Origin of the sequence: Radiobacillus sp. PE A8.2 (assembly GCF_045635475.1) — a bacterium.
Lineage (GTDB): Bacteria > Bacillota > Bacilli > Bacillales > Amphibacillaceae > JBJGXI01.
This window is the reverse complement of sequence record NZ_JBJGXI010000004.1, coordinates 100,612-114,262: the sequence shown is the minus strand read 5'-3', so window position 1 is coordinate 114,262 and position 13,651 is coordinate 100,612. Positions and strand designations below refer to the sequence as shown.

At 37.3% G+C, this 13,651-nt stretch carries 18 protein-coding genes; 8 read left to right on the top strand and 10 right to left on the bottom strand.

What is annotated here, in order from left to right:
- Nucleotides 1-30 precede the first annotated feature (30 nt).
- The 4 genes from ACI6MV_RS03715 to ACI6MV_RS03700 all read left to right on the top strand — a co-directional run bounded on the left by ACI6MV_RS03715 (nt 31) and on the right by ACI6MV_RS03700 (nt 3,573).
- A complete protein-coding gene (locus ACI6MV_RS03715) occupies nt 31-1,071 on the top strand; it encodes a glutathione S-transferase family protein (RefSeq protein ID WP_407268593.1) in 1,041 nt (346 codons plus the stop codon).
- Nucleotides 1,072-1,114: 43 nt separating this feature from the next.
- A complete protein-coding gene (locus ACI6MV_RS03710; protein ID WP_407268592.1) occupies nt 1,115-1,615 on the top strand; it encodes a GNAT family N-acetyltransferase in 501 nt (166 codons plus the stop codon).
- Nucleotides 1,616-1,959: 344 nt separating this feature from the next.
- Nucleotides 1,960-2,118, top strand: coding sequence for a hypothetical protein (locus tag ACI6MV_RS03705; protein ID WP_407268591.1), 159 nt, complete (start codon nt 1,960-1,962; stop codon nt 2,116-2,118).
- 330 nt (nt 2,119-2,448) lie between these two features.
- Complete coding sequence (locus ACI6MV_RS03700) at nt 2,449-3,573, top strand: CAP domain-containing protein (protein ID WP_407268590.1); 1,125 nt, start codon at nt 2,449-2,451, stop codon at nt 3,571-3,573.
- A 41-nt stretch (nt 3,574-3,614) separates the two neighbouring features.
- Here the strand turns inward: ACI6MV_RS03700 and ACI6MV_RS03695 are convergent, their stop codons facing one another.
- Complete coding sequence (locus tag ACI6MV_RS03695) at nt 3,615-3,815, bottom strand: hypothetical protein (protein ID WP_407268589.1); 201 nt, start codon at nt 3,813-3,815, stop codon at nt 3,615-3,617.
- A gap of 199 nt (nt 3,816-4,014) precedes the next feature.
- On the opposite strand from ACI6MV_RS03695, the gene ACI6MV_RS03690 reads away from it, so the two are divergent.
- A complete protein-coding gene (locus ACI6MV_RS03690; RefSeq protein WP_407268587.1) occupies nt 4,015-4,287 on the top strand; it encodes a YqhV family protein in 273 nt (90 codons plus the stop codon).
- Nucleotides 4,288-4,337: 50 nt separating this feature from the next.
- On the opposite strand, the gene ACI6MV_RS03685 is transcribed toward ACI6MV_RS03690, so the two are convergent.
- Entirely contained in the window at nt 4,338-5,285 is a 948-nt protein-coding gene (locus ACI6MV_RS03685) for an ATP-grasp domain-containing protein (RefSeq protein ID WP_407268586.1), read from the bottom strand.
- 351 nt (nt 5,286-5,636) lie between these two features.
- On the opposite strand from ACI6MV_RS03685, the gene ACI6MV_RS03680 reads away from it, so the two are divergent.
- Entirely contained in the window at nt 5,637-6,671 is a 1,035-nt protein-coding gene (locus ACI6MV_RS03680; RefSeq protein ID WP_407268585.1) for a GGDEF domain-containing protein, read from the top strand.
- A 42-nt stretch (nt 6,672-6,713) separates the two neighbouring features.
- Here the strand turns inward: ACI6MV_RS03680 and ACI6MV_RS03675 are convergent, their stop codons facing one another.
- The 7 genes from ACI6MV_RS03675 to ACI6MV_RS03645 all read right to left on the bottom strand — a co-directional run bounded on the left by ACI6MV_RS03675 (nt 6,714) and on the right by ACI6MV_RS03645 (nt 11,981).
- Nucleotides 6,714-7,058 (bottom strand): DUF805 domain-containing protein, encoded by a 345-nt coding sequence (locus ACI6MV_RS03675; protein ID WP_407268584.1) that lies wholly within the window; start codon nt 7,056-7,058, stop codon nt 6,714-6,716.
- A 158-nt stretch (nt 7,059-7,216) separates the two neighbouring features.
- Nucleotides 7,217-7,705 (bottom strand): NUDIX hydrolase, encoded by a 489-nt coding sequence (locus ACI6MV_RS03670; protein ID WP_407268583.1) that lies wholly within the window; start codon nt 7,703-7,705, stop codon nt 7,217-7,219.
- A gap of 68 nt (nt 7,706-7,773) precedes the next feature.
- A complete protein-coding gene (locus ACI6MV_RS03665) occupies nt 7,774-8,493 on the bottom strand; it encodes a 3-ketoacyl-ACP reductase (protein WP_407268582.1) in 720 nt (239 codons plus the stop codon).
- Nucleotides 8,494-8,668: 175 nt separating this feature from the next.
- A complete protein-coding gene (locus ACI6MV_RS03660; RefSeq protein ID WP_407268581.1) occupies nt 8,669-9,709 on the bottom strand; it encodes a C45 family autoproteolytic acyltransferase/hydrolase in 1,041 nt (346 codons plus the stop codon).
- A gap of 109 nt (nt 9,710-9,818) precedes the next feature.
- Nucleotides 9,819-10,097 carry a hypothetical protein gene (locus tag ACI6MV_RS03655; RefSeq protein ID WP_407268580.1) on the bottom strand — a complete coding sequence of 93 codons (279 nt, stop codon included), beginning with the start codon at nt 10,095-10,097 and terminating at the stop codon, nt 9,819-9,821.
- 146 nt (nt 10,098-10,243) lie between these two features.
- Nucleotides 10,244-11,308: an alpha/beta fold hydrolase gene (locus ACI6MV_RS03650; protein WP_407268579.1), complete on the bottom strand. Its 1,065-nt coding sequence runs from the start codon at nt 11,306-11,308 to the stop codon at nt 10,244-10,246.
- 238 nt (nt 11,309-11,546) lie between these two features.
- Nucleotides 11,547-11,981, bottom strand: coding sequence for a VOC family protein (locus ACI6MV_RS03645; RefSeq protein ID WP_407268578.1), 435 nt, complete (start codon nt 11,979-11,981; stop codon nt 11,547-11,549).
- 217 nt (nt 11,982-12,198) lie between these two features.
- Here ACI6MV_RS03645 and ACI6MV_RS03640 point away from each other — a divergent pair, with 217 nt between their 5' ends.
- Entirely contained in the window at nt 12,199-12,642 is a 444-nt protein-coding gene (locus tag ACI6MV_RS03640; protein ID WP_407268577.1) for a hypothetical protein, read from the top strand.
- A 50-nt stretch (nt 12,643-12,692) separates the two neighbouring features.
- Nucleotides 12,693-12,965 carry a hypothetical protein gene (locus tag ACI6MV_RS03635; RefSeq protein ID WP_407268576.1) on the top strand — a complete coding sequence of 91 codons (273 nt, stop codon included), beginning with the start codon at nt 12,693-12,695 and terminating at the stop codon, nt 12,963-12,965.
- Nucleotides 12,966-13,073: 108 nt separating this feature from the next.
- Here the strand turns inward: ACI6MV_RS03635 and ACI6MV_RS03630 are convergent, their stop codons facing one another.
- Nucleotides 13,074-13,607, bottom strand: a complete 534-nt coding sequence (locus ACI6MV_RS03630; RefSeq protein ID WP_407268575.1) for an NADPH-dependent FMN reductase — start codon at nt 13,605-13,607, stop codon at nt 13,074-13,076.
- Nucleotides 13,608-13,651 lie beyond the last annotated feature (44 nt).

The following is a 13,651-nucleotide window of genomic DNA, read 5'->3' as shown; positions in this document are numbered from 1 at the left end:
ATACTTTAAAATATAAGGAGGCTCTTAAACATGAGCGAAAAAGAACAAGTAAGCTGTGAAATTAAAGTTGATAACGCTCGTTCAAATAATAATGCAAAAAAACCTGAAGAGATTAGTGCTGATGGATCGTTTAAACGACAACAAAATCGATTCACTACTCCATTTGGAAACGAGCCCGGGGAGCTTCCCGTTGAAGCTGGCCGTTACCGTTTACTATGGTCCGCAGCTTGTCCATGGGCACATCGCTCGGTTATCGTTCGCAAAGTTTTAGGACTAGAAAATGCAATCAGTCTTGGTACGGCAAGTCCTCTTCGCCCTCGTATTGGACGAGTCGATTGGGCTTTTTCATTAGATGATAATAGTAAGGATCCCGGCTTAGATATTCAATATATAAGTGACGTTTATTTTAACGCTGATGCTGATTATGCTGGTCGTCCAACTGTACCTGTTATGGTTGATATAGAGAAAAAGCAAGCAGTCAATAATGATTATTTTAAACTAACCCATTACTTTGAAACGGTTTGGTCTCCTTTTCATAAACAAAATGCTCCTGATCTATATCCTGAACATTTACGAGAAGAGATTGATGCTATAAGTGATGTGATCTTCCATGAGGTGAACAATGGTGTATATAAATGCGGTTTCGCTCATTCACAAGAAGCCTACGAACAGGCATATGACGTGTTATTTGCGAGACTAGATGCACTTGAAGAACGTCTTTCCAAGCAGCGTTTCTTATTGGGAGATTATATTACCGATGCAGACGTCCGTCTTTTCACAACGCTGGCTCGATTCGATGCTGCCTATTACACAGCATTTAATACAAACCGTAATCTGATTCGTGAATTCACGCATTTATGGGGATATGCACGTGATCTGTATCAAACACCTGGCTTTGGTGAAACAACTGATTTCGATGCCATTAAACGTCATTATCATACATCGATTACAATCAATCCCGATAAGGATGAAGTTTCCATCCTGCCAAAAGGACCAGATTTATCTGCATGGGAGACAGCGCATAATCGTGAACAGATAAGCAATAAACAAGAGAAATTTTTGATAAAGTAAGTCAATTTCACGTGAAATTGACTAAAGCAGGGAGAGGTGAACGATGAAAATACGTGATGCGAAAAAAGAAGAATTACCGCTAATCCGACAGCAACGTGTGGATGCGTATAGCATTCACACTGATGCTCTCCCGGAGGATCACTGGAACGCCTTGAAAAAGGCAATTTCTTCGGATGCAGATACACAGCCTGGAGTAGAAGTGATCGTAGCCGAGATTGATGGAGAGATTGCCGGTAGTGTTGCTTTATTTCCAGCCAATACCGACGCTTACGAAGGTTATGTAGAGGAATTAGACTATCCAGAGTTGCGCGTACTTGCTGTTGACCCACAAGCACAAGGCAAAGGTGTCGCTAGTACTTTAATCGAGGAATGTATTCGTCGTGCAAAGGAAAAGGGCTATGATGCGATCGGTCTGCATACTGGATCATTCATGAAAAACGCTATGAAGCTTTATCAAAAATTCGGTTTTGAACGGTTACCAAAATATGATTTTGAACCTGCCGACGATGGAATCATTGTAATGGCATTTCGATTAACGTTTTAACCAACATAGCAAACACGCAAACCGTTTGGATCAATATCCAAACGGTTTGTTTTTGAGTCAAATCCAAAAATTTGCATCGTCTCACCTTGTATTTAGTTGTTTTCATCATCTCGTTCTATATAGTTACGGATTTTATTCTACGCATCATTTATACACTCACAGCTCTGCTTATTTTAATAACCTTTAAAAGCTGTGTTTGACCATCATCTGGAAAATCAGCTAATGTGTAAACAGTTCGTCACCGCCTACCTGACATAGTCAACACCCGTCACCTTTGATTCATAGGAACGATGCTCTACATCAAAACAAGAGACAACATAATACTTGTAACTAATCCTGAAATAATGAAATTTGGAATCGATATCAAAGTCTTCTTATTAAATGAGATAGAATTGAAGCGTTTGAACAGTTTGGACAATAGCAAAAGTAACAAACAAAAAATAGGAATAGCTATAATGCTGGCCAGTAAATCAATCCAAGTAAATGGCGCATTAAGGTATTGATCATAATAATAATTCACAATGAATATCAAACTAAATAATAAAAATTCATAAACAAGGAACTTGAAATATAGCAATTTTATATACACCTCTTCATCTGGTTGATGAAACATCATCATCTGCTTGGATCAACTATTGTTCTCTTATACTTATAGCACGAAAAGGATTGATTTGATTTCAACCATACATCCCCGTTATTTTAACATAAAATTTAAATTAGATACTCTAGTATTGTTACGCTAAAGATGTCTTTTTTCCCTCTCCATTGTTTATACTAATAATAGTTGCTACAATAGTACAATTGAATAGATAGAGATAGGGGTTGACCATTTTGTGCGAAATATCATCGCTTTAATAATCGTTGCGGGTGTGCTTTGGCATTTTTATGGGGACACATTCAACCAATCAGGGGTAACCGGCGTTTTTGATGAAATGCGAGCCGATGTAAATGAAATTAGAGACAATCCAAAAGTGAGAGATACTGTTGAATATATAAATTACGAGATTCAGCAATTGGTTCTAAGAATCAAAGGAACAATAGAAGATAACGAACAGCAACCAAATCAACCTGCTCCTGAAAAGCCAAGCTTAGATGGACCGTCCGCACAATCATTTTCTGTCCACAATGTTGAACTTGGGGATGATCGAAGTGAGGTAGAACAGCAGGTCGGAGCGCCTAAACGATCTTCCATGAATGAGTATGGGGTAGATTGGGTTGCTTATCATGAAAACTATCATAACTTTTTCATGGTGTCTTACGACGAGCAAAATAAAGTAGTTGGATTATACACAAACCAAGATTTATTATCATCGCTTCAAGGGATTTCGATAAATAGCACAAGAGAATCCGTTCTTTCAACATTAGATGATCCGCTTGAGTATATACAAAAAGGATTTGTGAATTATCAACTGCAAAACAACCAAGAGTTCGATACGTATCGTATCGATGGCAATTATGTGACTATTTTTTATGATAAGCATGAAAATAGTACGGTAACTGCTATTCAAATTATTAGCGGTGATCTGGAGCAACAAAAAGGAGCGTACTTCGGCGAGCCTAGTGACGCACTAAAAGAAGGATTTGAATATCAATTGTTCGATCTTACGAATGCAACAAGAGTGAACCATGGTCTTTCTGTTCTAGCTTGGGATGAATCAGTACAACAGACGGTACGCGATCATAGCACAGATATGGCAGATAACAGTTATTTTGGCCATACAAATTTACAAGGACAATCACCTTTTGATCGATTGAACGAAGATAACATCAGCTACAGAATGGCTGGTGAAAACCTTGCAGCAGGGCAAACAAGTAGCATTTTCGCGCATGAAGGTTTAATGAATTCGATTGGCCACCGTGAAAACAAACTGCAAGCAGATTATAAAATACTTACTGTTGGAGTTGCCTTTGACCAAGAAGCAAAACCTTTCTATACGGAAAATTATTTAACGAAGTAAGATTTTGGTAGCAACGTCTCCCTCCTTGGGAGACTATTTTTCTATACAATATCGAAAATATCCCCGATCCACTTTCCCACGCCTTTTAGCAACCAAAATATAATTCTTAACGGAAATAATATTAATTCCGGTATCCAAAATAACAGATCAAATAAACCATCAGCGAAAGTATAAGTTTCATTACTTACCTTTCGCCTTCTTTTTCTCGTTTTTGCTCTTTTTTTATTCCACCATTTTTTCATGACTTATCACTCTCCCTTTAGGAAATACGCCTACATCAAAGTCCCTTTGATTTTTATACGATTTCATATTAGAAAAAGTTCCATTATTTTCCTCAACCCTATAGAATCAATTTTACTCAAAATATACAGATGCTCGTCCTTATTCTAACTGCTTTTGCATATAAATCAGACAAGTAATCTATTTGTCTGGAGGAAAAAAATGCTTACATTATTCGAAAAGGCCGTTCTCGCCATAGCTTTGATTAGATTGTTATCTGGTAGCATCGAAATTGCTGCTGCATATTTAATCTTGAGATTTAATGACGTAGGAAAAGCATTAATTATTAACAGTTCGCTAGCATTTATCGGGCCTTTAATACTGATTATTACTACAACGATAGGTATGATTGGCTTAGCTGAAAAAATGTCATTCGGAAAGTTTATTTGGATTTTTCTTGGCGTTGCGCTGATTATTTATGGTGTGAAAAAATAAAATATAAAAAGACGCACCATATTGGATACGCCTTTTCGGTCTATCTATAATTAAGGTTTTGTAGTTACTTTTAATGCATCGCCTAAAAACCTAGCAAGCTCAAGCATGCCAAATTTCCCCGCTCTCATTTCTGCATCCGTATTATAATTTGTATTTGTGTTCACATCATACGTGAATGTCTCACCATTCGCATCGGAAATAAATTCAATACCAGCAACTGCAATGTTATTCGCTTCAAGAAATACTTCATATTTATTGATTAGTTGAGTGTCTACATCATTGACTATTTCGAACATTGGTCGATGTTCCTCCGATTGCTCACCTACTGGACAAAACTGATCGTCGATACGGCAGGCATCTGCCGGACAAAGCTCGAATCCATCAGAGGTATCAACTCTTACAGCGTATACAAATTTGCCTCCAATAAATTCTGCTCTTGTGATGAAAGCTTCGGGTGATGTGATATACTCCTGAATCAATGTAATACCGTCTACCGGTTCTACAAAGTCCGGACCATTCAAATAAGATTTTAATCCTTCGATTGAGTAAAATAGCTGTACTCCTAGCCCTTTACCTGCACGGTTATGCTTTGTAATAAACGGTGCGGTACCGAGTTGTTCCGCAGCTTGTAGAATTTGATCACGACCTACTGCACCAATTGTTTTAGGTGTTTTTATACCGCTTGTTTCTAGGGCGGCATATTGATTTATTTTACTAACCTCAAGATTGAGTGCACGACTACCATTAAAGACGATACGATTATGTTGCTCTAACCATGCCAGTGTCGCTCCAGTCAATTCCGGAGCAAATCGATGTCCTCGTGTATGAGAAGACGCGCTCATACGATTGTAAAACACACCTTCAGGAGGTGCAGCAGTTAAATCGACGATTCCTTTATCAAGATGCCACGTTTCATATGGAAGCTTTAACTCCTCTAACCGCTTTGTTAAATGCTTCGTCCAATCATCATTTTCGTGGATCACATATATTTTTGACATCTATTAGTCCCCCTTTGTTTATAGACAAAACTTTTTTCCGATTAACTTAGTCGGATTTATTTTATACTATTCGTTTAACGTACTAGTGTCAAAGAATAGAACTACTGAACAAAATACTTTCTGCTATGAAGGGATACAAAGGAAGTTCTGTAATTTGTTGTGTTTATTGACAAAAAAGATAGGCTATTTGAATAAGGTATTACGGATGTGAATATTTAACATATGTAAAAGCTTACATTTACCATCGTTTTTATGCAGAAAAATCTATATAATAAAAGAAAGTACTTCTATATAATCTGTTTGTACACCGTTCCAATAAGAATACCTATTTCATAAATCACCTAACTATATATGCTGGAGATGATGGAAGTGACTACCGACGTAGATAGATTTGAAGAATTAAAGCGGAAGTTTTATTTGTGCATTCTACCTTTATTAATATTTGCTGTTGCCATGTCCTTATCGCACATAGATGATACCAAACAAATAAATATTATTATTCTACAACTGCTGCTTGTCTCATATAGTATATCTTGGATACTACTTTATCTTAGAAAGTGGATACTAGTAGCTGAAATTAGTAATTTAGCTCTAATTAGTATCATTCATTTAATAGTATCATTTGATATTTTCCACTCCTTCGCTATTGAGATTACTCCTGAAATGAGTAGTAGTTCGTATTGGACTCCACTTGTTTATATTTTTATTTTTGTAACGATTAGAGGAAAACAAGGCCTGATTTATTCACTTTGTCTTTGGATCATCACAGTATTTTTTGGCATCTATTACTGGGACGGTATTCCACAACCATATTTGGAGTCAGCCTTTCATTATTACTTATCTATTTTAGTTTATATTATTTTTATGTACTTTGCTTCTTCTATCATAAGTGCCTTTGCAGAGTCACACATGCTTGAAAAATTCGCCTATCAAGATCAACTAACAAAAATTTCAAATAGAAGAAAGATATATGAATTGCTTGATAATGCTCTAAAAAAACAGGTCTCGTTGTCGATTATATTTTTTGATCTGGATCATTTCAAAAAAATAAATGATGTATACGGGCATTTGGTTGGAGATAAAGTATTGATTGAAGTAACTTCTCTTGTTCAAAATCATCTATTTAAAGATGATGATTTTGGGCGTTGGGGTGGCGAAGAATTTATGATCATCTCCTACACCAAAACCAAAGAAGACATGATTGAATTGGCTGAGACATTAAGACAAGAGATAGAAGAAAATTCGTTTGCTTCCGTCCATAATATCACATCGAGTTTCGGTATAGCGGATTCCGTCGCTGGTGACACAACAGAAACAATAATTGATCGAGCTGACCAAGCATTATATATTTCCAAACAACAAGGAAGAAATCAAGTCAGTTATTAAGCTAAGGGACAGATGTTTCCCTTAGCTTATTTCAATGTGTGATTAAATTTTCGGATTTGGTCCCCAACTATTATATCCTTCTTCGCTGTCTAAGCAAGTGAACACGAGCAGGATAATAGGGCCAACAAGAGGTATAAAACCGATAAAATACCACCATCCACTTTTCCCTATATCATGTAGCCTTCGAACCGTAACTGCTAATCCAGGAATTATAATTGCTAAATAATATATTGCCGATAGAATTACTATTCCTTCATAAATCGTCTCCATGATGCTAAAAATAATGCCGATGATTATATTAATTAACGTAAACATCCAATACTCTGTTCGCCTTGCTCTTCCTTCAAAAACAGCGTATTTTCTTAAAACATGTAAATACCAATCCATTACAATCTCCCCTTGAATAATTTTCCATTATTACTACTATTTTATCATAAGGTAACAAATCTGAGCGTATCATATGGAAAAATTTGATTGGATTTCAATGTTTAGAAGACTCAAGGAATTGGTAAGATTTACGATGATAAAAGATGACAAATAACACTTTAGAACGGAAAGATTATATTATAGTAACTAAGCGTTGAAACTAAACCACAAGCCTCATGTAGCTTGTCAAGTTCTGCTTTTGTTACCCACTTGATGTCGGTGACTTCTTCTTGTTGGAGAAGCGTTTCACTTAGATTAAAGCTTTGTTGAAAAAGCCACACATCATAAAAATCATGATACTGATCACGTCGCTCACTTTTAATTAATCGCCCATTTAATTTAGACAAAGTAATACCGATTTCTTCGTTTACTTCCCTTATTGCACCATCAAGACTATCTTCACCAGCTAAAACGGAACCACCCGGACATTCCCATAGATTAGGATGTGGCTTATCAGGATGTCGTTTAGTAATCAATATTTGACCGTCACTATTCATAATCCAAACATGGACGACAATATGATAATCTCCTTCAGGTAAAGGTGTACCACGCTTATGCTGTTTATTCGTTTTGTTCCTATCTTTATCATATACATCCCATAGCTCCATCAATTTTCCCCCTCTGATAAAATAAAAATGGTCAGGTACGATTCGTACCTGACACATGAAAAAAATTCTTACGGATTTGTTGACCACAGTCCTGCTGATTTAACGAATACACGTGGGTGTAGTTTGAGCTGGGCAACAATTTGTTCAGCTAAATCCTCTGGCTGCATGACTTTGTCAGGATTACCGTCGGTTAATTTATTAGCAATAGCTAATTCCGTAGCAACTGTGCTTGGTGTAAGAGCCGATACGCGTATGTTGTGCTTTCGAACCTCAAGTGCTAGTGACTCGGTTAAGCCAAGTACGCCAAATTTGGATGAGCTATATGCACTCGTCACCGGCGCACCTTTTTGGCCAGCTGTTGATGAGATATTGATAATATCTCCACTGTTTTTATCAATTAACTGCGGAAGCACGGCTCGTGTTACATAATAAACGCCCATCAAATTGACATCGATAATATTTTTCCACTCGGCGGGAGTCAAATCAAGAAATCCGCCAAACTTGGCCGTTCCAGCGTTATTAATTAAAATATCGATCGTTCCAAGATGTTCTGTAACCTGAGCTACTGCTTGTTCTACTTGTTCTAGTGAGGAAACATCAACTGTTGCATAAGCAACTTTCACACCTAATGGTTCAATTTCAGCAGCTACTTGCTGTAAATCTGATAAGGTTCGTGCTAATAGACCAACATGGACACCTTCTTTCGCTAATGCAATTGCAGTTGCTTTTCCAATACCTTTTCCAGCTCCAGTGATTAGCGCTGTTTTCCCTGTAATAACTTGTCCCATGTATATCTTCCTTTCGTTATTTACATAAAATTAGTTTCATCCAAACAAGAGTAGAATATGGTTTACATCTGGTCAATTTTTATGCTTGATAGTCCATTTCATAATACTGATTTTCAGCAATTCATATCCCCATGAATGTGAATTGCTATCCAAGGATATTATGAAATTTACTCACTTACATATTAATAAACGGAATATCATAATCAAGCACACCTTTAATTTTCTTAATTGGTATCTTTTCACCTTCTAAAAACTTATTAAAATCAAAGATAATTGGCATACGATTTCCACCAATGGCAAACCACGCTTTTTTCTCCCCTGGAATATAGGCAGCGGTATGCAACGTTCCTGACCATGCCCCGTATTTACTTGAGAACACCTCTTTTTCCGGATCGTTTAACATTCGGAATGCTTGATACACATCGTCCTTATTATTTGAATTTGCTTCTAACAGCTGTTGTCTGCGCAACGAATCATCCATCCTGTAGCGATTTTCTTCTGTTAGTAGTTCAAAATGGTTCGTGCTAAGCTTTGATTTTCTGGCTACAACTGATCTTGGTGAGGCTTCTACTACATATGTCTCACCGTTCGGATCAAGTAACACATAGCTGAACGACGTTCGATGAGGGATTTCTTTTAATAGCATAATCGCTTCTTCTACATTGGCACATGTTTCAAGAATCATCCGTCCAATGATGTTACAAATAAACCCGTCTCCTGAACCGACTCGATTAATAAAGTTATATCCCATCGCCAATCCTTTTTCATTCATCCCATCAATTCGTCCGGTGATTTGCATCGATGGGCCGATCGTTGCATAGCCAGAATCAGTTGGCTGATATAGCACATATCGCCCTTCATAAGCACCAGGATGACTATCATAATTCCGAATCATAAATGGCGTACCCGTTAAAATGGAACAGCCGCTTCTGTCATAATCGATATAATAGCCACCAAACTCCCGAAGTGCATCTTTCATTTTCCAGTTTAGCGCATCCGCTAACCCCTCTAGCTCATCAAGCATGCCTGGGATAAACTTAGCTAGAATATCAATTGCTTCCTGCTCATCTATATTAAAATGACGTTTTCTTTTCGACGCCAACTGCTTTTCACGATTAGGTAAAATCGGGGATTCTCTTAACAGCTCTCCTTGCATATATCCAAAATCGTAATGATTTCCTCTGAATTGAATCAAATCCGTATATACCTGTATCATACACTCCACCCTTTTATCTTCCATGTCAATTTTTGTTTAGGTTATCATCAACAATTTTTGCAAGCAAGACAGACGTACCGGATCCGGTACGTCTTTCAGTAACAATCGATTAAATATTAATGAACATGAATGCAAGGAAACTGATCACCCATAACGTAGGGACCAAATTAACAATAAACGCAGCTCGCTGCTTTTTCTTATGAAGTACCCACCCCAAGATTGAACAGGTAATGATGGCAACAGGATACAAGGAAATGATTAGTACAAATGCAGAGTTATAAAAATTGATACCACCATCAAAGCTCATAAAGGACAAGCCCCAAATGACAAACCATGGAAGAAGGGATAGGAGATACAACACTTGGCTAATGATCAAATACGGTTTCAACGCGTCACCTCGCTAATTTTTAATAATTCTTACTTCTTTTTTATCATAATGTTAGGCGAATGAAAGCACAAGAAAATATTAGGGGATAAAATGAAATAGAATGCAGAGGAAAGAACTTTAGAAATACTCTCCTCGCCGATCAATGATTACCTACTAACCGGCTTCGATATCCTCTTCAGAAATGAGACTACCTTTTCTTCAAACAACTGCGCTTGTTCAATATGTGGTGTATGCCCCGTATCCTTCATAACGACCTCATCGTATTGACCGCCATTGCGTTTATATGTTTCTAGTACATAGCGCATTTGTGACACCATTGGTTGCGGTGGTACAACGTCTTCACCTGGCCACCCCGGTACATAGCCTGATTTTCCTAAAAATCCAAAGTCCAGAAATGAATGATCTGAAACTATTAAATCATCTTCCCCGCGAATCCAAAGTACAGGAATTTTTTCATTAATGTTTGCGAATTCCATTAAATTAACGAACTTCGGAGAAATTGCATTATTAATCCCGATTTCCCCTGGCGCAACACCCGGCCACTCTTCACATGTTTGCATAGCCCCCGGATAAAGTCCGTCTCCCGTACCAATGGATAACATCCCTTGAACGAACTTTGCTTCTCTTGCTATGTCTACCCGGAAAGGGGCTTTGAAATAAAACTGATTCATGACCATTTTCGGACTGTTTGGATCTTCCTCGGTCATATCTTGCTCCTGCAATCGTTTGACGAAATCTGAATTAGCAGTCCCTCCACCTGAACCAGCATAATTAGCGTAGCAAGGTGTTCCAATTTCATCTTTCGTGCCGCCAAAGCCAAACGGTGACATCGGACTCTCCATAATTAATGATGCAACATCTTCAGGGTAATCAATGGCATATTGCATAATGACAGAGCCGCCTAACGACCAACCGACAAGATGAATCTTGTCCAAGATACCTAGTGTATCCTTAAACGCCCTTAGATCGTCGCTCCAATCACGTAATCCTCTTGTCGCATCGACCTCTAATTTTTCTGTTTTTCCGTACCCTCTTAAATCTGGAGCAATTACATGATAACCATAAGAAAACGCTTCCAAAATTTCGTCCCAAAATAGATTTGATGATACATTTCCATGGATGAAGAACAAAGTTGGATTTTCTTGGTTTCCGGCCTCTAAATAAGACAAAGTTAAACGATTGGTTTTCACACTTTTTTCGGTTATGTGCATTTAATTTCCCTCCTAGAATTTTTTGAACCTCATCCATGTCTACAAAGGTGCATGTAAATAGACTACATTCCCACGTTGGAATGTTATATAAGAAACTGACTAACATATTACCCACATAGACTCACTTTAATTTATTCGTCCTTCTTAGATGATATTCCTTTATTCTCATTATCGGTGCGGAACACATAATTACAGGAATCATGTGGGCAACATAGATCCTAACCATCTTCTCCCCAGATTAAAAATCTTCCTTTATATCATCCTTTGTATCCCAAATAGACCAAGCAGCTTCCAACAAATTACCTTGGTTGTCTCTAAAATAAAAATATTTAGCCTCTCCATTACCAAGTGGCTTGATCGTATCCACTTTAATACCTTTTTCCTTCATTTGCTGATGTGTATAATCAATATCCACACAATTCAAAGCCATTACTGGAAATGGCTGTCCATTACGAAGAAGTTCAAAAGGCGCTTTGTCCGTCGTTTCAATTAGTACAGTAGCAATCGCATGCTGATGTGGATAATGAAATACGGCGATGTGTGATCCTCTGTCCTGGAACTTGTTAATAAACTTTAGACCTAAATTTTCCTTGTACCAATTAATCGATTCATCAATAGCAGTTGTTGGGATATAGTTGTAACCAACTCTCGTAAACAAGTGATGCTTTGACATAACTCACACTCCTCCTTCTTTTAAACTCTTAATTTAAATTTTACAACTATAGCTAGATTTGTCTACTAAGAAATGAAAAATTGTGACTTTTCAAAAATAGTTACGTCTAAAAAGTAATAGATCGTCGATGTAAAATTAACTTATCCTGAAGGCAATAAAGAAAAGTGATGTTGGATTCATCTTAAAACCCGAGTTTAACTCGAAAGGTTGTGATGGTGTGAAGAAAATCAGCATATTTCTGTTATTAGCTTTGTTGATTGCTTTTCTGTTCCCTAGCAAATCATTAGCCACTTCATGGGCGTATATATTTGTTGTTTGGGATGGTTACATCTATGAAGTAACCGATGAGTATGTAACGGATATTGATAAGAAGATTGGGCAGGTAACTGTTTATTCCGATATGGAAAGTTATACTGGCAACTTCTCCAATGCATATGAACGCGGCACCGAATACTATTCAATTAAAGGTATAAACACAAATGAAGCGATTGCCGTTGAAGTTTCAGATGGAGAATATAGAAAAGCGATCCGAAGAGGAGAACATGTTGGAGAAAAGACAAATCCAACTCAGATTATAAAGATACTTCTCGCTGCAGGGGCGATCATTTTAGTTGGGCTCACTGTAGTTGCAATCAAGCTGTCTTATAATAGGAAGAAATGATTTTATGGCGTTATCCGAAAGAATGCACATCATATTGGAGGACAGAACCTATGAAAAAAATACTAATAGTGGTATTAGTAGCTGTAAGTTTGACTTTAGGTGCTTGTAATCAGCCAGCACCTAAAATCTCTCAAGAACAAGCAGAAGAAATTATTTTGAATCGTCACGCTGGAGAAATTGGAGTGGTCAAGATTAGTGAAGTGAGTCACAAAAGGGGTAAATACATAATTGAATGGGAGAATGAAGAAAACTGTGAAAGTGGAACAGAACATGTTGATGACCAGAATGGTGAGATTATAAAAGGCGAGGTTTCTATTTGTTAGTGTTTTTTTATAACGACAAAGCTAAACTCACATAACTTCCATCTGCCCTATCCGAGTCTATGATAGGACAGATGGTTATTTATTTTATGGTCCCATAATTTTCTACTTTTAACCTAAACTTTTCTGCAATTGAATCACTTCAGCAGCAAGTTTATGCATGCGCTCAAATGCATCTCGATCTATAATTTCATTTTCATCATTATAAGAATCATTATGAATGAAAGCATTCCCGGTTGGTACAAGTCCTTTTAAATAAGAAAGGATTGGTTTTAATTGATACTCGGCCACAAGAAAGTGCTTCTCCACTGCGCCGGTTGTAATCATTCCCGTTACCTTACCTTTAAATGCATCAGGCTCTAAATGATCGAGTAAATTCTTCAAAGCTCCTGTGATTGATGCTTGATAAATCGGCGTACCGAATACTAATGCATCGGCTAACATCACCTTGTTAACAACATTAAATGTATCTTGATTGAAATACGCCAACGGATTTCCATTTGCAAATTCTACTTCAAAATCTCTTAAATCAATCAATTCCGTTTCTACAGTTGAGTCAAGCCTTCTCGCTTCTGTCAATACTGTATGAACGGCTACATTCGTCTTCCAGCTAGCTAATGAACCCGCAATTCCTACAAGTTTCACTGTTGCTCCCTCCTTATTTATGGACAAATTCCTACTCCTTAGAG